This window comes from Pyrobaculum calidifontis JCM 11548 (assembly GCF_000015805.1).
Lineage (GTDB): Archaea > Thermoproteota > Thermoprotei > Thermoproteales > Thermoproteaceae > Pyrobaculum > Pyrobaculum calidifontis.
In genome coordinates this window covers 416,755-440,824 of record NC_009073.1, presented here as the reverse complement: position 1 = coordinate 440,824, position 24,070 = coordinate 416,755, and the positions used below count along the sequence as shown (strand labels likewise).

26 protein-coding genes, 1 tRNA gene and 3 pseudogenes are annotated in these 24,070 nt (G+C 55.5%); 14 read left to right on the top strand and 16 right to left on the bottom strand.

Annotation, left to right across the window (positions count from 1 at the left end):
• Positions 1-233: 233 nt before the first annotated feature.
• The 3 genes from PCAL_RS02475 to PCAL_RS02465 are packed head-to-tail and all read left to right on the top strand — an operon-like array spanning position 234 to position 2,319.
• A complete protein-coding gene (locus tag PCAL_RS02475) occupies positions 234-878 on the top strand; it encodes a hypothetical protein (RefSeq protein ID WP_193322836.1) in 645 nt (214 codons plus the stop codon).
• The gene (locus PCAL_RS02470; RefSeq protein ID WP_011849146.1) at positions 854-1,090 is read left to right on the top strand and encodes a winged helix-turn-helix domain-containing protein; all 237 of its coding nucleotides are present in this window, start codon (positions 854-856) and stop codon (positions 1,088-1,090) included. The genes PCAL_RS02475 and PCAL_RS02470 overlap by 25 nt, the downstream gene beginning before the upstream one ends.
• Before the next feature lie 44 nt (positions 1,091-1,134).
• Positions 1,135-2,319 (top strand): serpin family protein, encoded by a 1,185-nt coding sequence (locus tag PCAL_RS02465; protein ID WP_226951985.1) that lies wholly within the window; start codon positions 1,135-1,137, stop codon positions 2,317-2,319.
• 151 nt (positions 2,320-2,470) lie between these two features.
• On the opposite strand, the pseudogene PCAL_RS02460 reads toward PCAL_RS02465, so the two are convergent.
• The 5 genes and pseudogenes from PCAL_RS02460 to PCAL_RS02440 form a co-directional block, all read right to left on the bottom strand.
• Positions 2,471-2,596, bottom strand: a pseudogene (locus PCAL_RS02460) (NUDIX domain-containing protein); the annotation flags it as partial.
• Between the two features lie 281 nt (positions 2,597-2,877).
• Entirely contained in the window at positions 2,878-4,689 is a 1,812-nt protein-coding gene (locus tag PCAL_RS02455; RefSeq protein WP_011849144.1) for a hypothetical protein, read from the bottom strand.
• A 364-nt stretch (positions 4,690-5,053) separates the two neighbouring features.
• Complete coding sequence (locus PCAL_RS02450; protein ID WP_011849143.1) at positions 5,054-5,713, bottom strand: PD-(D/E)XK nuclease family protein; 660 nt, start codon at positions 5,711-5,713, stop codon at positions 5,054-5,056.
• Between the two features lie 30 nt (positions 5,714-5,743).
• The gene (locus PCAL_RS02445) at positions 5,744-7,393 is read right to left on the bottom strand and encodes a thiamine pyrophosphate-binding protein (RefSeq protein ID WP_011849142.1); all 1,650 of its coding nucleotides are present in this window, start codon (positions 7,391-7,393) and stop codon (positions 5,744-5,746) included.
• Positions 7,390-8,394: a 2-hydroxyacid dehydrogenase gene (locus PCAL_RS02440; RefSeq protein ID WP_011849141.1), complete on the bottom strand. Its 1,005-nt coding sequence runs from the start codon at positions 8,392-8,394 to the stop codon at positions 7,390-7,392. Before PCAL_RS02440 ends, PCAL_RS02445 begins: the two co-directional genes overlap by 4 nt.
• A gap of 180 nt (positions 8,395-8,574) precedes the next feature.
• On the opposite strand from PCAL_RS02440, the gene PCAL_RS02435 reads away from it, so the two are divergent.
• The 3 genes from PCAL_RS02435 to PCAL_RS02425 all read left to right on the top strand — a co-directional run bounded on the left by PCAL_RS02435 (position 8,575) and on the right by PCAL_RS02425 (position 10,557).
• A complete protein-coding gene (locus PCAL_RS02435; RefSeq protein ID WP_011849140.1) occupies positions 8,575-9,576 on the top strand; it encodes a formate--phosphoribosylaminoimidazolecarboxamide ligase in 1,002 nt (333 codons plus the stop codon).
• Between the two features lie 28 nt (positions 9,577-9,604).
• A complete protein-coding gene (locus PCAL_RS02430) occupies positions 9,605-10,450 on the top strand; it encodes an aldo/keto reductase (protein WP_193322834.1) in 846 nt (281 codons plus the stop codon).
• A 22-nt stretch (positions 10,451-10,472) separates the two neighbouring features.
• A tRNA-Ser gene (locus tag PCAL_RS02425) sits at positions 10,473-10,557 on the top strand.
• Between the two features lie 120 nt (positions 10,558-10,677).
• Here PCAL_RS02425 and PCAL_RS02420 read toward each other — a convergent pair.
• Together PCAL_RS02420 and PCAL_RS02415 are read right to left on the bottom strand one after the other, a co-directional pair.
• Positions 10,678-11,442 (bottom strand): ABC transporter ATP-binding protein, encoded by a 765-nt coding sequence (locus PCAL_RS02420; protein WP_011849138.1) that lies wholly within the window; start codon positions 11,440-11,442, stop codon positions 10,678-10,680.
• Between the two features lie 29 nt (positions 11,443-11,471).
• Positions 11,472-12,797 (bottom strand): ABC transporter substrate-binding protein, encoded by a 1,326-nt coding sequence (locus tag PCAL_RS02415; protein WP_193322833.1) that lies wholly within the window; start codon positions 12,795-12,797, stop codon positions 11,472-11,474.
• A 98-nt stretch (positions 12,798-12,895) separates the two neighbouring features.
• On the opposite strand from PCAL_RS02415, the gene PCAL_RS02410 reads away from it, so the two are divergent.
• From PCAL_RS02410 to rpl7ae, 3 genes are read left to right on the top strand one after another with little or no spacing between them, the layout of a single operon-like run.
• Positions 12,896-13,831 carry a branched-chain amino acid ABC transporter permease gene (locus PCAL_RS02410; RefSeq protein WP_011849136.1) on the top strand — a complete coding sequence of 312 codons (936 nt, stop codon included), beginning with the start codon at positions 12,896-12,898 and terminating at the stop codon, positions 13,829-13,831.
• Between the two features lies 1 nt (position 13,832).
• Positions 13,833-14,912 carry a branched-chain amino acid ABC transporter permease gene (locus PCAL_RS02405; RefSeq protein ID WP_011849135.1) on the top strand — a complete coding sequence of 360 codons (1,080 nt, stop codon included), beginning with the start codon at positions 13,833-13,835 and terminating at the stop codon, positions 14,910-14,912.
• Between the two features lie 31 nt (positions 14,913-14,943).
• A complete protein-coding gene (rpl7ae, locus tag PCAL_RS02400) occupies positions 14,944-15,393 on the top strand; it encodes a 50S ribosomal protein L7Ae (RefSeq protein ID WP_011849134.1) in 450 nt (149 codons plus the stop codon).
• Positions 15,394-15,542: 149 nt separating this feature from the next.
• On the opposite strand, the gene PCAL_RS02395 is transcribed toward rpl7ae, so the two are convergent.
• Both PCAL_RS02395 and PCAL_RS02390 read right to left on the bottom strand, forming a co-directional pair.
• Entirely contained in the window at positions 15,543-15,731 is a 189-nt protein-coding gene (locus PCAL_RS02395) for a 50S ribosomal protein L24e (RefSeq protein WP_011849133.1), read from the bottom strand.
• Positions 15,728-15,961, bottom strand: coding sequence for a 30S ribosomal protein S28e (locus PCAL_RS02390; RefSeq protein ID WP_011849132.1), 234 nt, complete (start codon positions 15,959-15,961; stop codon positions 15,728-15,730). Before PCAL_RS02390 ends, PCAL_RS02395 begins: the two co-directional genes overlap by 4 nt.
• 55 nt (positions 15,962-16,016) lie before the next feature.
• Between PCAL_RS02390 and PCAL_RS02385 the strand changes: the two genes are divergently transcribed.
• Positions 16,017-17,906, top strand: a complete 1,890-nt coding sequence (locus PCAL_RS02385; RefSeq protein ID WP_011849131.1) for an arginine--tRNA ligase — start codon at positions 16,017-16,019, stop codon at positions 17,904-17,906.
• Positions 17,903-18,439 carry a hypothetical protein gene (locus PCAL_RS02380; protein ID WP_011849130.1) on the top strand — a complete coding sequence of 179 codons (537 nt, stop codon included), beginning with the start codon at positions 17,903-17,905 and terminating at the stop codon, positions 18,437-18,439. The genes PCAL_RS02385 and PCAL_RS02380 overlap by 4 nt, the downstream gene beginning before the upstream one ends.
• On the opposite strand, the gene PCAL_RS02375 is transcribed toward PCAL_RS02380, so the two are convergent.
• From PCAL_RS02375 to PCAL_RS02365, 3 genes are read right to left on the bottom strand one after another with little or no spacing between them, the layout of a single operon-like run.
• Positions 18,434-18,748, bottom strand: a complete 315-nt coding sequence (locus tag PCAL_RS02375; RefSeq protein WP_193322832.1) for a hypothetical protein — start codon at positions 18,746-18,748, stop codon at positions 18,434-18,436. The two genes, PCAL_RS02380 and PCAL_RS02375, sit on opposite strands and share 6 nt — an antisense overlap.
• On the bottom strand, positions 18,726-19,088 hold the full coding sequence (locus tag PCAL_RS02370; RefSeq protein WP_011849128.1) for an SUI1 family translation initiation factor: 363 nt from the start codon (positions 19,086-19,088) through the stop codon (positions 18,726-18,728). Before PCAL_RS02370 ends, PCAL_RS02375 begins: the two co-directional genes overlap by 23 nt.
• 22 nt (positions 19,089-19,110) lie before the next feature.
• Positions 19,111-19,605, bottom strand: coding sequence for a hypothetical protein (locus tag PCAL_RS02365; RefSeq protein WP_011849127.1), 495 nt, complete (start codon positions 19,603-19,605; stop codon positions 19,111-19,113).
• A gap of 86 nt (positions 19,606-19,691) precedes the next feature.
• On the opposite strand from PCAL_RS02365, the pseudogene rpl15p reads away from it, so the two are divergent.
• The 3 genes and pseudogenes from rpl15p to PCAL_RS02350 all read left to right on the top strand — a co-directional run.
• A pseudogene (gene rpl15p / locus PCAL_RS02360) lies at positions 19,692-19,858 on the top strand (50S ribosomal protein L15); the annotation flags it as partial.
• A gap of 50 nt (positions 19,859-19,908) precedes the next feature.
• Entirely contained in the window at positions 19,909-20,751 is an 843-nt protein-coding gene (locus PCAL_RS02355) for an S-methyl-5'-thioadenosine phosphorylase (protein ID WP_011849125.1), read from the top strand.
• Between the two features lie 187 nt (positions 20,752-20,938).
• Positions 20,939-21,337 carry a translation initiation factor IF-5A gene (locus PCAL_RS02350; RefSeq protein ID WP_011849124.1) on the top strand — a complete coding sequence of 133 codons (399 nt, stop codon included), beginning with the start codon at positions 20,939-20,941 and terminating at the stop codon, positions 21,335-21,337.
• On the opposite strand, the gene PCAL_RS02345 is transcribed toward PCAL_RS02350, so the two are convergent.
• The 4 genes and pseudogenes from PCAL_RS02345 to PCAL_RS02330 form a co-directional block, all read right to left on the bottom strand.
• Positions 21,324-21,908: a DUF655 domain-containing protein gene (locus PCAL_RS02345; protein WP_011849123.1), complete on the bottom strand. Its 585-nt coding sequence runs from the start codon at positions 21,906-21,908 to the stop codon at positions 21,324-21,326. The two genes, PCAL_RS02350 and PCAL_RS02345, sit on opposite strands and share 14 nt — an antisense overlap.
• Entirely contained in the window at positions 21,905-22,240 is a 336-nt protein-coding gene (locus tag PCAL_RS02340; protein WP_011849122.1) for an RNA polymerase Rpb4 family protein, read from the bottom strand. The genes PCAL_RS02345 and PCAL_RS02340 overlap by 4 nt, the downstream gene beginning before the upstream one ends.
• A 981-nt stretch (positions 22,241-23,221) precedes the next feature.
• Positions 23,222-23,387, bottom strand: a pseudogene (locus PCAL_RS02335) (PLP-dependent transferase); the annotation flags it as partial.
• 76 nt (positions 23,388-23,463) lie between these two features.
• Positions 23,464-24,018 (bottom strand): transcription initiation factor IIB family protein, encoded by a 555-nt coding sequence (locus tag PCAL_RS02330; protein WP_011849121.1) that lies wholly within the window; start codon positions 24,016-24,018, stop codon positions 23,464-23,466.
• Positions 24,019-24,070: the final 52 nt, after the last annotated feature.

Sequence of the window (24,070 nt, the reverse complement as noted above, 5' to 3'; positions counted from 1 at the left end):
GGGCCGTCCGCCGTGGTCAGCGGCCGGCTACCCAGCCGCAGTGTTTAAGGGCTCCTCGCGGCATTGCTGTGGGCTAAGGCAACGTTCAAAGCGCCTTGCTAGGCGTCTGTCACGGGGAGACGTGGGCCATGTGGAATAGGCGATATGGGCGTAAGGCGGCTTTCTACAATGCGCGTTGCGCTGGTGTGTACTTTCAATACGTCAACTTTTTAACGGCCCCTCTTTTACGAGTTGTGAAATTTCTCTACGTCATTCTAGCAACGGCGGCTCTCGCCATAGCCACGGGCGCAATACAATTGGCGGCTCCCAGCCACGTGCTCATGGCAGAAATGACAAGCGCCGCCGCGCCCCCCGCGTGGCCAAATGTGTCGATCCCCCTGTCGGTCCCGGCGCGGGAGATCAAGGTAAATGTCGTGGAGCGGCGCCCCGCCGCTAACCTCACGGCGAGTTGTAAGCCCGTAGAAGCGGAGAGTAGGATCTACATAGCTGTCTTAGAAAACGGCTACTTCAACTTCACACATTTTATGGCTACCTTGGACAGTTGTAGGCTTAACTTCACGGGCGGTCCCAGCGTCGTGGAAGAGGTCGGCCGGGGAGGCGTCTCGTTTTTTGAGGCATTGCGGCTGGTAGCGCTGGCGCTTGGGGTGGCGCTGTTTCTCTACGGCGCGTATCTGGCCAAGTGTAGAGGCGCCGAGTGCCTGTTGGATAGGGCAAAGTCGCTTCTCTTCCTCTCGGCCGCCTCCATAGCCGCCTCTCTTGCCGCCCTCCCCTCGCAGTTGTTGGCCGCCTTGCCCGCCGCCGTGGGTGTCTACGGCTTGTGGAGATTCTATGTGGGCATGAGGCGCGTGAGAAAATGGCTAAGTACGACCTTGACGTAGTGGCTAGGATACTCCTCTCCCTCTTGGAGTCCCCCAAGGGCCGCACTGCGCTGTATATGAGGACAGGGCTCAATTACCCACGTTTCCTCCAGTACCTAGACTTCCTAAAGGATAGGGGCCTCGTGGCGGAGGTCGACGGCTCGGTGAGGCTCACGGAGAGGGGTAAGGAGGTGGCCCTCGCCTTGGCCAAGGCGTTGGAGGATTTGACATAGACTTTGAGTACGTCAAATTTATTTGCTCGACTCCCGGCGGGGCTGTGCTACGTCTGTACCTCCTAGTTGCCATGGGGGCAATTGCCTTGGTACTGCTAGAGGCGTTGTCGTCAAGCGTTGGAAGCCCGGCGGCCCCTCCGCCTAGAAATTGCTCGCCCTCTCCTGCCCTCAACTTCAACGCCAGCGGCTACAACGAGTTCGCCGTGGAGTTTTACAAGAGGCTGGCCCTGAGCCACTTAGGCGAAAATTTCGCCGTGTCTCCTTTTTCCGTTTACAAGGCCTTCGCCATGGTGTACGCAGGCGCTGGGGGCGAGACTAGAGAGGAGATCAAGCGAGTTTTCGGCTTCGGCGAAGACCCCTGCGAAGTGGCGCCAGCTGGCAGAGGCATGGAAGAGGCAACCTCAGCGTGGCTCCAGACGGGAGCGACATTTACACAGCAGTACTTGGAAAAGCTTGCTTGTCTCTGCGCCGAGGCTCACCGCGTAGATTTTCGCGGCAACTTTAAGGCCACGGTCGAGGAGATAAACAAGTGGGTTGAGGAAAAGACGCGCGGCCTTGTAAAAGACCTAATTCCGTCGAGTCCAAAGAGGGACGTCGTAGCAGTGCTGGTGTCGGCGCTGTACTTTGAGGCAGGCTGGTGGCCGCGCTCCTTTTCCAGGGTGGGGGAGGGGAGCTTCGCCGGGGCGGCGCACCCCGTGGAGTACATGGCCCTCGACTTGAGGTCGTGCGGCGACCCATCGTTGGTGGGCAAAATAGAGGACAACATAACCGTGGTGAAGCTACCGCTGAAGAACACGGAGACTGCCATGTACATTGTCGTGCCGCTGGATTTCAAAGCCTACGTGGCCTCGTTGAATTATGAAAAACTCAGGGAAGATCTCTCCAATTTGACGGCCGAGGTCGTGTACGTAAAAATGCCGATCTTTGTGGCAGAGTTTAAGGGTTCTGTAAAAGATGTGTTGAAAGAAATGGGCATCATAAGGGCCTTTGACCCATCTAAGGCCGACTTTTCGCCCATGGACGGCTCCCGCGACGTCTATCTAAGCGACGTATTCCACGGGACCTACGTCAAGGCCTATGAAAATGGGGTAGTCGCCGCGGCGGCCACCGCGGTCGAAGTCGCTGTATGCGCCAAAGTAGGCGGTGCGGAGGTGGTAGTGGATAGGCCGTTTCTCTTCGTCTTGGCAGATGACAGGGTCATATACTTCATAGGCCACGTTGTCGGCTAGGGAGGCGTGGCGCCAACGTCTTCTCTCTGCCACAGCCTTCACCAACTGCACCACGGAGTTCCACACCTTCTCCCCGCCCTGCTTCAGCTCCCCGGACTTCACAAGGCTCAGACCCCGAGCTGAACTACGACCACCTCGCGATGGCCCAGTGGTACACGTACTCCACCTCCTCCCGGAAGCCCTCTACCAACTCCACGTCGAGGCCCGTCTCCTCCTTTACCTCCCTCAGCGCAGTTGCCTCGGGCGCCTCGCCAGGCTCGATGTTGCCCTTGGGAAAGGGAACATTAGTTTGGAACTTGCTACAGCTCTAAAACATTTTGCGGCATGAGACAAACCTATATAGTTCTACATATCAGTTTTATTAATTCTATTCTGGTTAAATATCAATAATCTGAAAACTGTGTAAAGCACGACGTTCGAGATCCTAATGGTTTTAGCGGCGGACTAAACTTTGACAAGTGCCGTGTGGCCGCCGTTTTGGACAAGAATTTTCGTCGGACAACGGCGTCGGCGCCGCTTAGACAAAGAAAATGTAAATGGGAGGGAATGCGGCGGGAATTATACACATGAAAAACAAAGAGAAGGTGCAGAAAAAAGGTGTGACACAACACTCAATATGGCTTCAACCAGCGTTTGCTCATATATAATAAACATCTTCTTCTTTTGATACACGGAAAACCGCAAACCAGAGGCTTCGAGTAGCTTCAACACTTCTTCGAACTTAGATTTGTCGATCAGAGATATGACGATGGATTTATGCTTCCCGTACGTTTTTGTGCGAAATCTCGCCACTTCGGCAATTTTTTCGAAAATGCGCCTTAAAGTTTCATGGTCGGGCACCGACACAGCCCGCGGCACTCTTTTGACGGCCTCCTTCTCCATTTGGTTCAAGAACTTCACCTCGAAGCCGCGTTTAGCCAAGTTCATCAGATCTTTGTACTTTATGTAGAGGCGCCCGTTATAGCCGGCCTCTACCCCCACGCGTCTGAGTAGCTCGCGTAGTTCGACGGCCTTCTTTCCACCGATTCTAAACCTCCCCTTTTCGTTGTTCAACAAGTACTTCTTTCCTCCTATATTCACGACTACAGCCACTGGGTACTCTAGCAACGTCTTATACAGCTTCACAGTCTTTTTAAACGCCGGCGTCGGCGGCGCTGGTAACAAGAGCTTCATGAGCCGCGGCCAGAGGGCGACTTTGCCCTCATGCCACGAAACTTTTAGCGCTTTTGCTAACTCTCTAGCTGCACCCCCCTCTGGCTTTGCTTTTGCGGATATCCGTATCAAATACGGACTTATTGTGCCATCGCCAATTATTAGCGACGTCAGAGTTGCACTTAGCGCCATCCACGAATTTACATCGTCTACAACGCTTTCAACTTTATGCCGTCTTATCGCCATATTGTTCAACACGCCGATAACTTCATATCCATGAGCAATCACCGCCTTTGGGTTTCCAAACGGGATACCGAATCGTAAATATGTCTCTTTTATCACACGGGCGGAGAAGCCTATTGGCCTTATGTAAACACGCGGATTTTCGCCTATCTTAGTTTTTGTAATGTAGCGAACGGCAAGCTTAAACACTAGCGGCTTGTCTTCATCAAATACCAGCCTTTTGGTAGCATATTTCACCAAGGCAATCCAATCAAACAACCTTAAGGCTACTTGGCCGGGGTTGCCCGCCTCATGTACAAGCTTAACCCTAGAGTCGTCGCTCAACAGCCAGCCCAAGCTTCTGAACAGCGCTACCGGGGCCTTGTCCCTTCCGCCTAACAACTTCGACGCACTCTCCGACAAAGGTACCTCAAGCCACAATCGCTCATATTCATGATCTATATTAAAGACGTTAAAGTGTAACTCATCGAAAATGCCGCTCTTTATCTTTAGAAGAGCGTCGAGAATTTTTCTTTCAAGCACGACAGACCTTTGACGACCTCTGTGCGGAACCCCCTTTGGTTCACCCCATATAACATAAAGTTTTTCTCCATCTATTACTAAATACGAGTATACAGGCTTCCTTAATTGCCAATTTACAATTTCATTCGATGGCCTACTCTTTTTTTCTACACCGCCGTACCTCTCTAGACTTTCCAGAGCCTTTAAGCGGATTTTGTACTCTACCTCTGCCAGCGCCCTTATGAGCTTGCCGCAGAGGGGGGCCGTGTTCGCAATGTACGTCCACATGAGGGTTAGGTCGCCCATGTCGTACTGGCGATCCCAGCTACGTTTGCACTTGCGGCCGGGGAAGTAGCACTTATCTGAGCGGAATGCCGCAAGGTCGAGGTACTTGTAGTACAGCTCTTTAAGCTGAGCGCACAGCTCGTCCCAACGCTCAAGCCTCTCGCGGAGCTCCTCCAAAGCCTCACTCACACTCACCTCTCCCATGTTAAAAATACATTTTAAAACCACCTACGCAAGCTCGGCCGCGCAGTGAGAATTCAGGTACTAGAAAGCGGCCAACGATTAGCCGCCGTCTAATACTTGATTTGACTCGGCAAGACGCTTGAAAGCAACCCACCCTCTTTACATTTTCTTTGTCTAAGCGGCGCCGACGCCGTTGTCCGACGAAAATTCTTGTCCAAAACGGCGGCCACACGGCACTTGTCAAAGTTTAGTCCGCCGCCAAAACCCACTTAGGCCCGAAACGTCGCACTTTACAGAGTTTTTTGATTTTTGATATACATCCAGAATAAAATTGACAAATTGGATATATAGAGCTGTATAGTAGGGCTTTTTACAGGGCTGATGCAAACAATGTGTCGGTGGGGTATACCACCTCTATCCCCATATCCTTTGCCATGGCCTTAACTCTCTCTGGCACCCTGTCGTGTATAAACGGCGTCACTACAAAGACGGCGTCTACTTTCACCCCCTTGGCTTTTTCGAAGTACTCCCTCTTCCGCCGCAGCGTGGGCAAGTCGCTGCGCTTGAGGGCAGAGGTTATCTCCACGAGGAACGTCTTGCCGTCTTTCACGACTACGTCGTACTCAACCTCGGAGGGCTCCCCGTAGACGTACCCCTCTCTGTCGAATAACATCACCTTCTCCACCGCCCAGCCGGCCTCGGCCAAGAGCCTCCTCACCCCCTCCCTAAAGGCCTCCTCGCTGAGAACCCCCCACCTGGCGCCTAGGGCAGTAATAGTCGTCTCCAAGCGGCGCATCTCACTATCAAATCTACGTTCCAAAGCCGCCACTCTCTCCTCCAGCCTTTTTACGTCCTCTTTTGTCGCCATCTTTTCCTCAAGTCTTCTTATGTCCTCTTTCGTGGCTAACAACTGCCATGGAGCTATCTTTGCCAGGGCTTGGTACAAGATCTCCGGCTTTGCCACTAGGACCTCCACTAGTATCGACGGGTTCTCCATCAACACCTTCTTTACCGCCTCCACAAGTTCCACGCAAAAGAGTACCCCCCTTGTATTTATATTTTAGAATCTCAGGGCGCCGTCTATGTTCATTGGGGGGAGGTCGTCGGGGTGTATTTTCAGCTCTAATAGGAGGGGCTTGTCCGTTGGCCTTGTAATAAAGTTCACGGCTTTTTCTATTTCCTCGTCTTGGCTTATTGACATGGCCTCGACTCCAAAAGCCTCGGCGAGTTTTACAAAGTCGGGGTTTGTATGTAGAGTTCCGTAGATGCGGCCCATTTTCTGCGCCTTCTGTCTTGCGTAGAGGACTCTATATGCGTTGTCGTTTACTACTATGATTTTTACGCCTATCTTCTCCCTAACCGCGGTCTCCAAGTCCTGTACAGTCATCATAAACTCTCCATCGCCTAATACTGCGTAGACGTCTCTCTCAGGGGCCACTACCTTTGCCCCAAGGGCCGCGGGGAAGGCGAACCCCATGGCGCCTAGGTTAAACGCGGCGAGGTACCCCCTCACTGCTTTTACTGTGATAAAGGCGAAGGTGTAGACGAGGTGCATGCCCTGTCCTCCCACCATGACGAAGTCCCGGGGGAGGGACTTGTTTAACCTGTGGAAGAACTTGGAGGGGTTTACAAACCCCTTGTAGCTCCTCGAGAGGGCCTCTGAGAGCAGGGCGTTCCACGCGGCCTTCCACTCCTCTATTTCCCTAAACCACTCGACGCTTGGCTCATATTTAAGGTCCAGTGCGGCTAGTTTTTTCAAAAAGTCGACGGCATCTGCGTAGTGGTATAGCGTATATGGCACGGGCTTCTTCTCGGCTAGGGGGTCCAAATTTACGGCGACGATGTCCCCCCTGGGCACGAAGTTGTAGCCGTACGTCGTCGTGTCTGACAGACCTGCGCCCACGGCCAGCACTAAGTCTGCCTCGACCAAAGCCCTGTCGGCCACAATGTTACCGCCGCCGAATCCCACTTTGCCTAAAAACAGCGGGTGGTCCTCCGGATAGGCCCCTCTTCCGTTGCCTGTCACAGCGACTGGTATCTTCCACCTCTCAGACACATCCAAGAGGAGGCGCCTCCCCTCTTCGTTATTCACGCCGCCTCCCGCAAGGATCAACGGCCTCTTAGACTTAGACAAGAGCTCGGCGACTTTGTCTACGAAGTCCTTGGGCACGGTCGGCGGCGGTGCAATCTTGACCTCGCACTTCTCCGCCTGCGAAGACATGTTCCACACGTCCTCTGGTACTTCTACAAACACTGGACCCTGGGGAGGCGAAGCTGCGAGAGAGTAGGCCTCCGAGATCACTTTCCCAATTTCCAAGGGCTTGTCCACTCTGTAGACGCCCTTGACTAATGGCCTAATGATATCCCGCTGAGGGACTTCGAGCCAAGAGTCGAGGCCGGCCAGCCTCCTCTTGACGGCCCCCGAGATGAGGAGCAGCGGCGACACGTCTTTATACGCGGCGGCCACAGATATGAGCGAGTTCAAAAAGCCAGGCCCCGCGTGGACTGCGGCAACGCCGGGCCTGCCGGTGATTCTGCCCTCTGCGTCGGCCATGGAGACGGCCACTTGTTCGTGCCGCGTTGAAATATACCTAATTTTGCTGTCTCTCAAGGCGTCTACAAAGTCGAGAATCGACGTGCCAATTAGGCCGTATACGCGCTTTACCCCCAATTGCTCAAGACATTTGACAACTGCCTCAGCGACGTTCATGGCATATTAACAACGTTGTCAGGCTTAAGGCCGGCGAGCACTTTAAACACGTTTTCAAGGCTCACGTTTATTATGCGCATTCTAGCCTCGTTTGTGGCGCCGGCGATGTGCGGCGTCACTACGACGTTGTACCCCTCTCTGGCGGCTTGAATAAGCGGGTGATCAGGCGGAGGCGGCTCCACTGAAAACACGTCTACTCCAGCCCCCGCAATCCAGCCCTCTCTAACTGCCTTGGCGAGAGCCTCCTCGTCCACTATCTCGCCTCTTGAAACATTTATAACCACGGCGGTGGGCTTCATAAGCCTTAGCTCCCTCTCGCCGATCATCTTCCTAGTAGCTGGGGTCAGAGGCACATGGATGCTGAGGATGTCGCTCTCGGCCAATAGCCTGTTAAAAGGCCTATATTCTGCGCCCCTCTTCTCCATCTCTTCGTTTCTCACCACGTCGTAGTATATTACCTTGGCGCCTAGCGCCATAGCTCTGACCGCCACCTCGCGGCCAATCCTCCCCATGCCCAACACGCCCCACGTTTTTCCAAACACTTCGCCGATAACGTTCATGAGCTCCCCTTGCGTCCACTGGCCTTCTAAAAGCCTCCTATGGGCATACACGGCGCGTTTTAACAACATGAGAGCCAGCATTATTGTGTGCTCAGCCACAGAAATGGCGTTAGCCCCACCTATGTTGGCCACGGGGATGCCCCGCCTCGCGCAAGCCTCTACGTCGATGTGGTCGTAGCCGGTGCTTGGCTGTTGAATAAGCCTAACCTTAGACATCTTCTCACAGAGCGAGGCATCTATCTTAATTCTAAAGGTGTAGTCCCCCACCACGACGTCTGCATCTGCCACATGTCGCCCAATCTCCTCGTAATTTGGCTCAAAAAATGTCACAACTTCCACCTCGTCGATGGCGATGCCGTACTTCTGGGCAATGGGGGTTGCCCACATTTTAAGCAAAGCCTCAGGCGCTGGAGATAAAACAACGATCTTATACTTAGCCATATAAGAAAGAATTGAGGCATTTAAAACTTTAAAATATTTACATATAAATTCACAATATTTGTCTTGTCTATAAAATAGGTTTAAGATTGTTAAGAGGAGTATTTAGACAGATGAGGAGACTTTAGAAAAACATGGACATTGTTTACGGCAACTTTAAAAAAGCTCTGCAACGCCTAGGCCATGTCCGCCGCGCTGAAGAGGTACGACTTGGATAAGTTGGCCGTGGCCACGGTGGCCTCCCACACCGCGCTCCAAATCCTCAGGGGAGCCAAGAGGTACGGCTTTAGGACAATAGCCGTGGCACAGAGAAACGCCGACTTCTACCGCCAGTTCTCCTTCATCGACGAAGTGTGGACCGCCGACTTCTCCAACTTTAGGCACGTCGCTGAGAAGCTCGTGGAGAAAAACGCCTTGTTCATACCCCACGGCTCATACGTCGAGTACGTGGGGTGGAGACAGGCGCTGGAGGCCCCAGTGCCCACCCTAGGCTGTAGAGAGCTGTTGCGCTGGGAGGCCGACCAGTACAAGAAGATGGAGCTGCTGGCCGCCGCGGGGATACCCACGCCGAGGTACTACAAGAGGGCCGAAGAGGCCGAGGGCCCCGTAATAGTCAAACTCTTCGGCGCCAAGGGCGGCAGGGGGTACTTCGTGGCAAAGAACAGAGAGGAGTTGGCCAAAAGGATCAAGGCGGTGGAGGGCGACTACATAATTCAGGAATACGTCTTCGGCGTGCCCGCCTACTACCACTACTTCGCCTCGCCGGTGTACAACAGAGTGGAGATCTTCGGCATGGACATCAGATACGAGACCAATGTAGATGGGAGAACCTTCGGCTGGGTAGAGCCCACCTTCGTAGTGGTGGGGAATCTCCCGCTGGTGTTAAGGGAGTCTCTGCTCCCCGTGGTGCACAAGTACGGAGTCGACTTCGCCAAGGCAGTGAGAGAAAAGGTCAGCTGCGAGCTGGCGGGACCCTACTGTCTCGAGAGCATAATAAGAGACGACATGACCATCGTCGTCTTTGAATTCTCGGGGAGGATCGTGGCTGGGACAAACGTCTACATGGGCGTGGGCTCCCCCTACTCTGTCCTCTACTTCGACGAGCCCATGGACATGGGAGAGAGGATAGCCCACGAGATAAAAGAGGCCGCTGCGAGGGGCATATTGGAGAAACTTTTCACATAAATTTTTAAATATGTATACAAATACTCATGTGAAGTGCCTCAAGAGGGTGGGCTGCGTGCCCCCCATGGGGGTGGGGACTTTTGGAATAGGCGGAGACTTCTGGCACAGAGACGACTCGCGGGACTACCACTGGATACAAGCGCTCCGCAGAGCCTTTGAGCTCGGCCTAACCCTGGTAGACACCTCTGAGCTCTACGGCAGAGGACACGCCGAGGAGCTTGTAAAATATGCCTCCTCAGACATAAGAGACTTGTACATAGTGGCCAAAATCCAGCCCACGGCCCCCACCCCAGAGGAGGTCTTCAAACGCCTCGCCGCCTCCGCCGAGAGGCTGGGCAGGAGGGTGTGGCTGGCGATGTTCCACTGGGTCCCAGTAGGCGCGTCCATATGCGACGTGGTAAAGGCGCTGGAAGCCGCCGTTGAGAAAGGCCTAGCCAACCACTACGGCTTGAGCAATGTGACAGCCCAACAACTCCGCCAAGCCCTCACCTGCTACAAGAAGACGCCCCCCGCCGCCGTGGAGAACAGGTACAGCCTACTCCACAGACGCGACGAGGTAGACATATTCCCCATAGTGGAGAAGGAGGGGATGCTCTACATCGCCTACTCGCCACTCGAAAGAGGCGCCCTAGCCCTAGACCCCTTCCTAGCCGAAATAGGGAAACGGTACGGAAAAACCGCCGCCCAAGTGGCCCTCAACTGGTACACGAGGTGGCCCCACGTGGTCCCAGTCCCCAAAGCCGCCGACATTAAACACGTAGAGGAAAACGCAGGCGCGCTGGGGTGGGCACTCACAGAAAAAGACTGGGAGCTCATAAACACACACTACTACGCCTACAGATTCGAAGTAGCTCCCCAGCGAGACAAAACTTAAAAACACACAAACCACGAGACACGCCGGGGTGGCCGAGTTGGTCCAAGGCGCGGGCCTGCTAAGCCCGTCCCCATACGGGGGCGTGGGTTCAAATCCCACCCCCGGCGTGTTTTCTCGCTGTCCTCCCGCCTTAACGGCGACGCTTTAAACCAAACGGCGCGCTTTACTTAAAAGAGGCACGAGTCGACAGAAGGAGAATAAAGAGGCTTCAAACCCTGTCGTGCAGTTTAGCCCCCTATGTACACCTCTTTCACCTTTGGGTCGTTGGCCACTTGCTCTGGGGTCCCCTTTGATATTACTCTCCCGCTTGCCATGGCGTATACGTAGTCCACGTACTTAAAGGCGATGTCGATTCTGTGCTCGATGACGAGGAATGTGGTCCCCGTCTGGTTTATTTCTTTCACAGTTTTAAAGACCTCGTGGGCCTGGTCGATGGGGACGCCGGCGATGGGCTCGTCGAGGATTATCAGCTCTGCGCCCGCCATCAGGGCCCTGGCCAGTTCCAGGAGCTTCAGCTCCCCCGCTGAGAGGAGGTACGCCGGGGAGTCCCACTTGTCCTCCAGCCTGACGGCTTTGAGGATTTTAAAAGCCCTCTTCGCCAGCTCCTCCTCCTGCTTGACCCAGTTTCTCGTGAGCGCGGGGAGGACGCCCTCGCCCCTCTGCCCCCTGGCCACCACTAAGAGGTTTTCGAGTACTGTCAGCTTTAGGAAGATCTGCGGTATTTGAAACGTCCTCACAATGCCCGCTTCGAAGACCTTGTGCGGAGGCCAGCCTGTGATGTCCACGGCACGCCCGTCTTTGTAGAACAGGACGCGGCCCGCCTCGGGCTTGTAGACCCCGGTCACCACGTTTACAAAGGTGGTTTTCCCAGAGCCGTTTGGGCCGATTATCAAGGTCACCTTTCCCCTCTCCACGGCTATGTCCACTCCGTCTAGGGCGCGGAATGCGCCGAACTGTTTTACAACGCCCTCAGCCGTAAGTATAAAAGACATGGGGCAAAAAAGGTGGGTGTTTATATGTGCTACTGCTGGAAGAGGGGCTTGCCCTGGTCGTAGACCACGATCTTTCTATCTGTGCCGTAGTAGTACCCCGCGTCTATGTACTTTGGCTGTCCGCCTTCAACGACTACGCCCCATATGAGGTAGTTGGGGTAGGCCCTGTCGCCGTATTCGTCTAAGTACACCTTCCCGGTCACTCCCGAGTACTTGCCCTCTTTGGCCCACTGCTCTAGTGTGGCCTTCACCTTGTCTGGGTCGTCTGTGCCGAGCTCGCATACGATCTTCATGAGCATCATGGCGGCGTCGTAGCTGTAGGGGTCGTAGGCCACGGGGTCTCTCCCGTACTTAGCCTTGTACTTCTGTTTAAAGGCTTGGTAGTTGGGGTCGTTGGGGTCCGGCGCGGCGATAGTGCCAAGCAACTTAGCGGCGGCCATGTACTGGCCCACCTGCTTTATCAAAGCCTCGCTGTAGGCAAAGCCGTCGGTCCCAATCCACCTCACTTTGCTCAACACGGGGTCACCGCCGGCGGCAGACATGGCGGCCACACCGTCGTCTTCAAAAGTGAGGAAGACCACCGCGGCGTCTGGCGAAGGCTGGCCAATGGCCTTAGACACCTCGTTCACCACTGTGGGCATTGCCTGTGGAAAAGCCTTGGGATCTGGGTCATAGCCCTTTACAGCGACGATCTGTATGCCCAACTTCTGCGCCTCTGAGACAATGGCGTCTTTAAGCCCGACGCCCCACGCGTCGTTTCTATAGATAATGGCCGCCCTCTTAATGCCCAGCTTCTGCATCAAGTCGGCTATGGCCTTGGCCTGGGCAAAGTCGGTGGGGACCATTCTAAACACCCAGTCGGCCACCGCCAGTAGTGGGGAAGTTGAGGATGGGCTAACCACGATTATGTGGTTTTGGTCGGCGAAAGACTTCACCGCGCTTACCTCTCTACTAGACATTGGGCCAGCGATTAGCCTAGCCCCCTTGCCGTACAACACCTGCAACTTCTGCAAAGCCTGGTTGGGGTCAGTCGCCGTGTCCTCTACCAATAGTTCAAACTTAATGCCCTTACCAGCGCACATCTGATTAGCATCCTCTACAGCCAGCTCCACCGCATTCTTCATGCCAATGCCATAAGACTGCAGCCCCCCAGTCAAAGGCGTCAACGCGCCTATTTTGACAACTTTTACCTGCTGTGCAGGCGTAGTCGCTGTGGGCGTGGCGGTGGTTTTTGTTGCTGGGGCCGTCGTGGGGGAGGGCGCTGGTGTAGTAGGCTGTTGCATTAGGAGCACTGCGGCTATTACGGCTATAATTACCACCGCGATTGCTACCCAGATGTAGGCTTTTGACGCCATAGAGGCCCATGACCGGGTATATAAAAGCATTGCTCATCTATATAGATAAATGTAGTCTATTGTACTAAAAGTTATTTAATAGGTCTTTTTGGGGGTGCATGGACTTGTTCATAGACTACCCAACTCTTGCAAGGGCTATAATATTTTCAAACATATACGCATTGCTAGGCCTTGGGCTAAACCTCACTTACATCACTACTAAGATACCGTCTTTTGCCCACGGCGACTTGGCCACAGTGGGGGCCTACGTGAGCTATTTCACCATCGTCTTCCTTCTCGGTGGTGCTGCCGCAAGCGTCTACCTCTCTCTCCCTCTAGTAGTGCTGATGAGCGGGGCCGTCGCCGTGGCTACCTACATCGCGGTTTTTAGGCCAATGATTCGGAGGGGGGCTAGCATAACTGCGCTCATGATCGCCTCCTTCGGCGTCCACTTTGTCCTCTTCTCTGCGGTGGCCATAGCGGCGGATTATGTGCAAAATACGTACAAGGTGTTGACTAGGAACGTCTTGCTTGCAAATTACGAATTTGTGTGGCCTGGCACCGACTTCTTGACCTCCTCTCTCATAAACACGTCGCTGGCGGTGGCCGCGGTGTCGGCTCTGCTCTACTTCATTCTCTACAGAACTAGGTACGGAGTGGTCATGAGGGCCAGCATAGACAACATCTACTTGGCCAAGGCTGTGGGGATAAACGTGGAGGCCGTCTTTGCCATTGCGTGGTTCTTAATAGGCGCCGTGACCGGCCTCGCGGGGGTGTACATGGCCATGTTCTTCCCCATGACTGAGGAGCTGGGCTGGCTGAGGCTCGCCCTTGTCTTCGTCGCATCTGTGGTGGGCGGTCTCTCCAACATATTCGGCGGCCTCTTAGGCGGATACGTGGTGGGACTTAGCACAGTGCTAGGCGCAGCATATATCCTGGCCCCCCTCAACGTGCCCATAGAGTTTCAGTTGATCATACCCTTCTCCATCGTCATTGTCATTCTGCTATTCATGCCTCAGGGACTTGTCTCACTCTTAACCAAGCGGGGGAGGTGATATGTTTCTCCAAATTGATGTATTTATAAGAGAGACGGTCGCCATAGCGGCTATATACGCTATATACGTCCTCAGCCTCAACTTAGAGGTGGGGTACCTGGGCCTGCCGCAGTTTGGCAAAGTCATGTTCTTGGCGCTGGGGGCCTTCGCCGTTGGGGGAATTGCCACTAAGGTTGCGCTCCTCCTATACGGCGGCCTTATACAGAGCAGACTTGGGATAAACCCCCTGGCAAACCTCGACGCGTACTGCACCGCCTATCAGTACCAGGCGGCCGATGTGATAAAGGGGATCTTCCTCTCCAATCCCCTGGAGGCTGTGGCGTTCTTCCTTATGGCTCTCATCATAGCCGCCGCGTTGGCGGGGGTGTTCGGCGTAGTGATGAGTTGGCCGGCCATAAGGCTCCGCGAGGACTACCTAGGCATTCTCCTCTTGGTGAGCGCCGAGACTATTAGAGTAATAACCACCTACACCCCCCAGTTGGCCTGCGGGGTCTTCGGTGCCGTGGTGCCGGATCCCTTTGTGTGGATGGGGGAGCTCAGGCCCTGGGGGTACGCCCTCGTCGTCGTCTTGCTCCTCGTGTTGACCTTCTTCGTGGCGGAGAGGCTGGGCAACTCTCCCTTTGGCAGAGCGCTTAGGGCTATCCGCGACGCAGAGACGGCGGCTGCGGTATTTGGAAAAGACATAGTCCGCTTTAGGGTTAGAGTTTTGGCGGTCGCCTCGGCGCTCAGCGGCGTGGCCGGCGCCCTCCTGGCTTTCTACAACAACTTCGTAAACATGGGCCAGTTTGTCCCACTCTACACCTTCTACGCTTGGCTCATGTTGATCATTGGGGGCAGCGGCAACAACGTGGGCGCGCTAGTTGGGGTAGGCATATACTACGCCGCGGATAGGTTGTTGAGCTTGTACAAGGAGGGGATTAGGCAGGTGGTCAACGTGGACCCCGTCTTCTTCCAGTACATGGTCTTCGGCATAGTCGTCATCTTGGTGCTAATGTTTATGCCGCAGGGCGTCGTGGCGGAGCGGCCTGTGAAGACGCTGAAGCGGAGGAGGCTCGAGGAGCTCCGCAGAGAGGCGGCCTAAAGTTTATATATTGGGTTATTTCTAGGGGGCCATGGCGGTGACGATTGACCCAAAGACGTTCTACGCCAACCCTCTGCCGGGGAAGCCGTTCTACGTCAGATTCGAGGTGCCGAGCGACGTGGCTGAGAAGGCGCTGGAGATACTTTCAATTGCGAGGCAGACGGGGAAGATCAAAAAGGGGACTAACGAGACTACTAAAGCCGTGGAGCGCGGCCTTGCGAAACTTGTGTTAATTGCCGAGGACGTGGACCCCCCCGAGGTTGTTGCCCACCTCCCGCTTCTCTGCGAGGAGAAGAAGGTGCCCTACGTCTATGTGCCGTCTAAGGAGAAGTTGGGAAAGGCGGCTGGGATAAACGTGGCCGCCGCGGCCGCGGTGGTAATTGAGGCAGGCCAAGCTGCAGGAGAGCTGGAGGCGCTGGTAAACAAGATCAACGAGATTAGGGCAAAACACGGGCTAAACGCCATCCCGGTCAGACGCTAATTTTTCCCTCACATTTTTACTGCAACTGTCGTTTTGGCGACACTCCACTTGCGAGGAGTACAAAGTGTATAGCTTGTGGCTGATATACATCTACCGATTCACGCCTCGGCGCGTCAACCGGTACTACGGGTATAACGAGGAGAAGTGTACTACTTTGAAGTTTTGGCTTTTTTCTTTCTTACCCATGCAAGTTTTCTGGGGTTTCTCCCGTACTTGACTGCGCTTACGAAGCATTTTCTGCTGCAGAATCTCTGTACTGTGCCGTCGCTTCTTACGTACATTATGCCGTAGCCTGGGGGTATGTCGGCGCCGCAGAAGGAGCACTTGTGGATCTTCATCTTGCCGTAATTCTCCTGGCTTCTCTTTCGGTTTCTCTTAGCATTACAATGTCGCCGAGGCGTACTGGGCCTTTTACGTTTCTAGTGAGTACTCTGCCCTTGTCTCTCCCCTCTAGTACTCTGATCTTCACTTGTGTTACTTCGCCTGCCACGCCTGTCCTCCCCAGTATCTGTACCACTAGCCCGGCTACTGCATCCTCGTATGGCGAGAACTTTACCTCCTCAGCCATAGGCGGCCGTTTGCACGAGTTTTTAAAGTTTTATAAGTGGGAATTACTCGCCTTTGTGGACCCTCTACAGCCTGCTAGGGAGGAGTTTGGGAGAGTGGTGGCCGAGGTGGCGAAGCGGCTTGGCATTGGCGAAGTGCCCGAGGTGGAGAGGGCGAAGAGGTTTGGCTACTTCACTGCGCGTTTCCACAAGTACAAGGTGGATCCCGGGCAGTTGAAGGCGGCGGCGGAGGGGGACTGGGGGCTTGAGTATCTGCAGTGGGTCTCTGCAGATGGCTTGTACCTCAACGCGGAGTTGAACGTGGCCAGGCTGGCCGGGCTTGTGTTCGACGCAGTGGCTGAAATGGGCAGGCGTTATGGGTCAGACGTATGTCCAGGGGGGTCCTTCCTCGTGGAGCACACCTCTGCCAACCCCGTCCACCCTCTGCACATTGGCCATGGGAGAAACGCCATTTTGGGCGACTCGCTGGCGCGGCTTTTGAAGTTCTGCGGCGCTAAGGTGGAGACGCACTTCTACGTCGACGACTGCGGCGTCCAGGTGATGTACGCAGCGATTGGCTACCGCGCCGTTAGGAAGGAGGCGGCGGAGGCCGTGGCTCGGGGGGCTAAGCCGGACTTAGTGGTGGGCTACATATACTCTGCCACAAACGCCGTGGCGGAGATAAATAGACTGAAGAAGGAGCTGACGGCGGCGGGGGAGGAGGAGAAGAAGAGGGAGATAATTGCACAGATTGATGAGTGGGTGGCGGTCTTGAAGCGGCTGATGGACGTGGAGGGGGGCCTTGTGAACAAGGTGGTGGAGGTCCTTGGGCAGAGAGATGTGGCTCAAGAGGCCGTGGAGCTCAACAGGAGGTACGAGGCCGGCGACGCCGAGGCGAGGGAGGCCGTGAGAGAGGTGGTGGATCTTGTGCTGAGGGGTCAGAGGGAGACTTTGGCGAGGCTTGGCATAGAGATAGACTACTGGGACTACGAGAGCGACATATCCGTCTGGTCTGGCGAGGCCATGAGGATTGTGAGAGAGTTGCAGAGGAGGTGGCCTCAGTATGTGGAAAACAAGGGCGGCGCCGTGGTGTTCCGCGCCGACAAATTCGCGGAGGACTTCAAGTTGCACGAGGTGTTGGACCTCCCCAAGTTCATACCTCCCGTCACTTTGACTCGGTCTGACGGCACCACTCTCTACGTCACGAGGGACGTGGCCTACGCTCTGTGGCAGTGGAAAAGGGGCTTGGGCAAGGTTATTAGGGTGGTCTCCACGGAGCAGACCCACGAGCAGGCGCACGTCCGCATAATCCTCTACGCCCTAGGCCACGAAGACGCGGCTAAGAACGTTGTACACTACGCCTATGAAATGGTCAACTTGCCGGGGGCGAAGATGTCCGCGAGGAGGGGGCAGTACATCTCCCTAGACGAGATTTTGGACGAGGCGGCTGAGCGGTCCGCCGCCTTGGTGAAAGAGGCTAACCCAGAGGTGGCGGGAGTAATAGCCGAGAGGGTGGGCGTGGGCTCTGTGAGATATGCCTTCCTCTCCACCGGTCCTAGGAAGCCCATAGAGTTCAAGTGGGACGCCGTCTTGAACATGCGCCAGAACTCTGGCCCATTCCTACAGTACACGTATGTCCGCGCCTACTCCATACTGGAGAAGGCCCAGGCCCCGCCAGCGCGGCCTGAGATACCGGGGGAGATGTTGCCCGAGGAGAAGACCCTGGTGGTAAAAGTGGCGGAGTGGCCCACGGTCGTGAAAGAGGCGTTTCAAGCCCTCCGCCCAGACTACGTCGCAGAGTACTTAGACGGCCTCGCCCTAGTGTTCAACAGCTACTACGAGAAGGCGCCTGTGTTAAAGGCCGAGGAGCCGCTCCGCGGCTTTAGGCTGGCCTTAGTAAACGCGGTGAAGACGGTGTTGGAGGCAGGGTTCTACATCCTCGGCATACCCACCTTGACCAAGATGTGAAAGAGGTCGGCGTAGTGGGGGAGTGCATAGCCGCCGAGGCGCTGAGGCAGAGGGGCCTTCGAGTGTTCAAGCCGGGGGAGTTCGTGAGAGCGCTGGAGCTGGCCGCGGTCTACCACTCGCTGGAGGGCCAATGCGCTGCGGAGCCCCCGCGGCCGCTGGCCTACACGCTGGCCACTCCCTACGGCTACGTGAAAGTCGGCTATTGGCGAGGCAGATGTCTCGAGGGACTGCCCGACGCCACGCCCCTCGAGGCCAGCGCATACGCCCCTTGCGTAAAGAAGTGCATAGAGGCGGAGCTAGGCTCCTTGCTCCAGGCCCTAAGCCGCCACATACACCTACTCGCCTATAGGCGCGCCCTCGCCACAGTTGACTTATTCGCCGAGAAAGACGGCGAGATCTACGCCGTAGAAGTAAAGACTAACACAGGCCGGCTCACCGAGGCGCAGAGGGAGAAGGCAGAGGCGCTGGAGCTGAAACACCTCTTGGTGCGGGTGCACATTCAAAACCCCATTGTGGAAATACGCCCCCTATAGGGGCTGGGAAAAAAGTTGGGATTCTAAGACTTGGCTGGCCTTCTCTAGGCACACGACGATGTCTCTAGCCAAGAATTCCCTCGTCATTGGGGACAGTGCGCCGTATATCCCGTCGTTTGCCAAGGCGTAGGCTGAGGCTAGGAATTTGGCGAGGACGTATTCCCCGCTGGATTGGGCCAGTTTGTCGATTTTTCTCCAAGCCTCGAGCCACTCCGTGGCCTCTAGTAGCTCTAGGCAGAGGGTGGCCAAGGCCTTGTAGTCCCCCCTCCCCAGCGCCTCCTCCGCCTTACGTCTCAGTGACTCCCTCATCGATGAGTATGTTCTCCTCCTTGAACCCCATCTCTACTAAGAGCTTCTTGACCTTGTGCCGGTGATCGCCTTGTATCTCAATCCAGCTATCCCTAATAGTCCCCCCCGCCGCCAGCCTCTTCTTCAACTCCCTGGCCAAGTCTTTGATTCCCAGCTGTTTTGCGTCGTCGGAGTTTCCGAAGTCCACAATAGTCACGTAGTGTCCCCTCCTGTTCTCCAGCCTAATCCTAATCAAGGCCTTTTCCTTGGTAATTGTCTGCATCAGCGCCGTGTCTTCGCCCCCGCCGAGCAGTTGGTCAATTATGTCCTCGGCGTCTTGACCCGGAAGCTTGATCTCCATTCCAAACTCTACACTTTCCTCACTATTTAAACATTTCCTCGATGACTGGCTCTATCCGGACCTGTGCCTTTTGAACAACTGAAACAGGCGCATTTATAAAAACGGCGAGGTAGCCAGCGGTGAAGGCTCTGTCTACGCACTCCACAACGCCCGGGGCGTCGGTGAGGAGGAGCTCCACTGGCTTAACCACTATATGCTGCGGCGTTTTAACGCCGAGGGGGTAGGCGTAGGGCTTGCGGATACATTGAAACATCCTCTTCCTGGGAGTCGCCACATACCCCACCCCAAACTCCCCGCCCTTGTCCACAAGGGCCACGTATGTCTCCCACGGCGGAGACACGCCGACCACCTCTACGCCGGAGATGCGGTACTGCTTACCAGGCGAAATCTCGACCTCTACCTCGCGTTTAAAAACCCAGGGCAAATTTAACGCAGAGACCTCATAACGCTCGCCCAGCCTCTTCGCCCCGTACTTCCTCAATAACTCCGTAGGCGTCGGCGCAAATACCTCAGACATGTCAGCTAGAACAGCCAACTATAAAAGCCTCGCCCACACGCCCTCGCCTAAGCGCTAGCCAGCCGTCAAATACTCCAAAGTAGCACTTGGGCCAGCATAGGAAGAGCGGCGGCTCTGGCGGCAAGGGCATGGTTGGCTTTCACAAGCACGAGTGGTCTCTTGTCATGAAATACGGCGAGAGCGGCACCGGCTGGCCCTTCTACGGAAAACACGGGTTTAACAACCCGAGCCCACCTCCGTCGAATGGCGCCCTAGGCGTTTTTGGCGTCATAATAGTTAAATAAAGTAGGTAATTTAGGCGACATGGTTGTGAAACTGACTCAACCGCCTAGGAGGCCTCAGGAGATAGGGTTTGACAGCTTCCCCACTCTGGGCATCATTGGGGGCTCTGGGCTGTACGACCCTGGGATTTTTGAAAACGCCGTGGAGGTACAGATGCACACCCCCTACGGGCTCCCCTCAGACAACGTCATCGTTGGCAGAGTCGCCGGGCGGGTAGTGGCCTTTCTGCCTAGGCACGGGAGGGGGCACAAGTACCCGCCCCACAAGATACCCTACAGGGCCAACATATACGCCCTCCACGCCCTCGGCGTCAAGTCCGTGGTGGCGGTCAGCGCGGTGGGCTCGCTGAGGCCCGACTACGCCCCCGGCGACTTCGTCGTCCCAGACCAGTTCGTGGACATGACCAAGGGGCGCGAGTACACCTTCTACGACGGGCCGCGGACGTGCCACGTGCAAATAGGCCTCGAGCCCTTTACACAGGAGATTCGGAAGGTGTTAGTGGAGACTGCGTCGAAGTACAACAAGACTCACGACGGCGGGTGCTACATATGTATCGAGGGGCCACGCTTCAGCACAAAGGCCGAGTCCCGCATCTGGAGAGAGGTGTTTGGCTGCGACATCATAGGCATGACGCTTGTCCCCGAGATAAACCTAGCGAGAGAGTTGGGGATGTGCTACGGCCTAATAGCCCTCGTCACAGACTACGACATATGGGTCCCCCACCAGCCGGTCACAGCCGAGGCCGTGGAGAAAATGATGACGGAAAAAATGGCGCTAATCCGCAAAGTAATCGTCGAGGCGATTCCCAAGATTCCTGAGGAGATTCCAAAATGCGCAGAGATTCTCAACTACTCCTGCGTCTAGTGCGCACTAGTAGCGAATAATCCACGACCCACCCTCCTCGCCCACTTTTACATGGGTTATTGCCTGGGGGAACGCCCCCGGGCCTAAGGGCCGGTGGCCCGCCTATGGGGTAGTCTAGGGCGGCGAAGGAGGTTGGCCCGCGTCTAGCCTCGCGTAATACTTAAATAGAGGTGCCGATTGTGGTGCCATGTCGACGAAGTATGTGGAAGTGGGAGAGCTCAAGGAGGGGTCCTACGTGGTCATAGACGGGGAGCCTTGCCGTGTTGTTGAAATTGAGAAGTCGAAGACGGGTAAACACGGCTCTGCCAAGGCCAGGGTTGTGGCCGTGGGCGTCTTTGATGGGGCGAAGAGGACGCTCAGTTTGCCAGTGGATGCGCAGATCGAGGTTCCAATAATTGAGAAATTCACGGCGCAGGTTCTCTCAATATCGGGCGACGTGATTCAGCTCATGGACATGCGGGACTACAAGACCATTGAGGTGCCTATGAAGTACGTGGAAGAGGAGGCCAAGGGGAGACTGGCTCCGGGGGCAGAGGTGGAGGTGTGGCAGATTTTAGACCGCTTCAAAATAGTCAGAGTGAAGTAGCGGGAGGCGGAGTGGTGAATAGGTAGTAGGGGTCTTCCCCCGCGATTTCCCTGAGAATTCTGTCCGTGATTAATTCTACCAGGTCTATTCCGACTCTTTGTTTGACATCTTCGTAGGAGGTAAAGGGCTTCTTCTTCCTCTCCTCGAGGATCTCCTGAACTTTCTTCTTACCCACCCCCCTTAGTAGCTCTAGGCTGTGCATTTTAAGAGTGAGGGGCCCTGCCTCGTTTAGCCATTTCACGAAGCGGCTCTCCTGTTGTTCTACAAGCTTTTTAACAATGGCGACGAGGTTCTCCCGGCCCTGGGGCTGAAGGTCATCGTATTTAATCCTCCTCACGATTTTGTCCACCTTATCTCTGGCCCCGGGGCCCACGTACAGTCTCTCCCCTATCTCCACAGAGACGCCTCTCTTCAGGGTGACCTCCAGGAGAGTGAAGTGCTCCTCTCCCACTAAGTGGGCGTAGGTGGCGTCGTGGGGGAAGTCTCGCCTAATCTTAGGGGGGAGTTTGTATACTGCGACTTCAGGCGGCAGTATGTCAATTACGTAGCCGTATTCCTCCCTCTTTTTCATTGCCCAGTCAACAGCTTCAAAATCTCCTTCAGCTCCGAGTCTGAGTACTCCCTCTTCTCCAGGTAGGAGAGCACGACCCTCAGCTCCTCTAACGAATCTATGGACAAGTTCACCAGTTGAGCAGCTGTGACTCTAGTAAAGCCGAAGCGCTCCATGAGCTGTTTCACCAAGGCCTCGGCCTCGTCCCCCCTCCTCTTAACGACTTTCTCAAGGTAGTCGAGAGTCTTCCTCTGCTCTTCACTGAGCTGAGACCTAGAGGCCAACTCCCTCAAGATCTCCAGCGCCTTCGCGTTAGTCACCTCCTCCGACCTTATAATCCTCCTAACACTCACTAGTAGGTCGTTATATCAGCTTTATAACTTTTAGCGTCCGCTCCAGAGGCGGGAGAATGTACGTAATGGCCAGCTCTGGGGGATTAGTCACTGTGGAAGAGGCGGCACGGCCACACGTCTTGCGGTTTCGACGAAGTAATACGTCTATATATTTCTATATATCCATTTTGACAAAACTGTTCTAGACAAAATCGAAATTCTGAAAACTGTGTAAAGTGCGACGTTCGAGGTCCTAATTGGTCTTGACGGCTGGCTCAACTTAGTAAAGCACTGGGTAGCCGCCGTAAAGGACAATAGGTTTTACGCTTAAAACGGCGTCGGCGCCGCTTTGACGAAAGAAATGTAAAGGGGAGGGGCTGTTGTACGCGCGTTGCCAAACGTCAAGCCCGAATGGGGCGGAAAGAGGCGCGGCCACATCGCCACGCCATATAAGGGGGCGCCGCCTGGCGTAAGCTGTTCGCCTCTTACGTGAGGATGAAGCGGTCCCCACTTGCTTTTACAGCCTCTTAGCACGGCCTCTACCCTCTTTATGTCGCCCCCCTCTGCCAAAGCCTTTAAAGCCACGGCCACGTCTGTGTACCTGATTCTCACCGCGGCACCACTAGGCGGTGGCCGCCGCCGGAGCCGTCGCACCCGCGATATGTCCACCTGTTGCGCCCGCTCCTCCCATCCACGTTCTGGCAGTAGCCCCAAGAGGCGCCGTTGAGCAGAACACACAGCTCTCTAACCGTCAGCGCACGGGCGGCTCTTTAACGGCGCGCCGCACTGCGGCGTGCACGTAAAAATGTAGCCCGCACCCGGGGGCGGGAAAAAGCACTACCTAGCCCAGGCGAGTAGCCCTAACGCGAGATACAATTTGACGCACCGCTCCACGAGTTGGCGCATGTACCCGGCGTAGCCCGTACTCCACGTCGCTACCTCCAAGGCCACAGCCTCGCCCTTCGGCGTAAGGGCGTATCCACCTTCTATGATGAGGCCTTTGATGCCCAACTTTCTCTTGTCTTCGTCAGGTATCGGCGAGGCGGCGCTCGCGATTGGGTATGTTGCTATGCTCTCCACGCCCCCCAGGCTGGGGCCTGGAGTTATAAGCCTGAGCGACTTGAAGAACTTCAACACGGCCCCCCTTTACGCGGAAGGACACCACTGAGTTGCGTATACATCATAGGGGCAAAAAAAGGGGATTTGCCCAGCCACTCCGCTCTCTGTCTGCGGCTAGGCGTAGTTTACGCCCCTCTCGGGACGCCCCTCCTGACGCATATCTTTACCGCCAGCTTCAGCTTACGCACAGTAGCCTTGACCGATATTGGGCTTACTCCCAGCGCCTCAGCCGCGGCGCGGGCTGGGGTGCACGTGGCGGTGTATATGACGGCGGCCACAACCCTCGGCGACTTTCCCACAAGCGCCCTCCTATCCAGACGCCTATAGAGCGCCAAAGCCTCCTCCAACGCCGCCCTCCCAAGCCCAAGCTTCGCCGCAGCGGCTTCGATGTAGTACTCCACCCTCTTCGAAGGCGGAATCCACGCGGTGAGTCTTCGCTTCTGTTCTAGCCATGCCCTTGCTCCCTCTAGCTCAAGCCACTCCCTCAGCGGGACACCCCTCTTCACCAGCGCCAACCTCAGCCCCTTCGACAGCTCAGCCGCCTTCTCAGCCAGCCTCTCGTCAACGCGGCGGATTGGCCACATATACACCGGCCCAATCACTGTGCCACACTGGACGCAGACATACTCGCCGTCTGGGCTAACCACCACCGCTCTGCCGCCGCACACTGGGCAAGCCATGCCATAGAGTGGGCGAGGAGTACATTGAACAGGAGAGGGAGAAAAAGTGGGG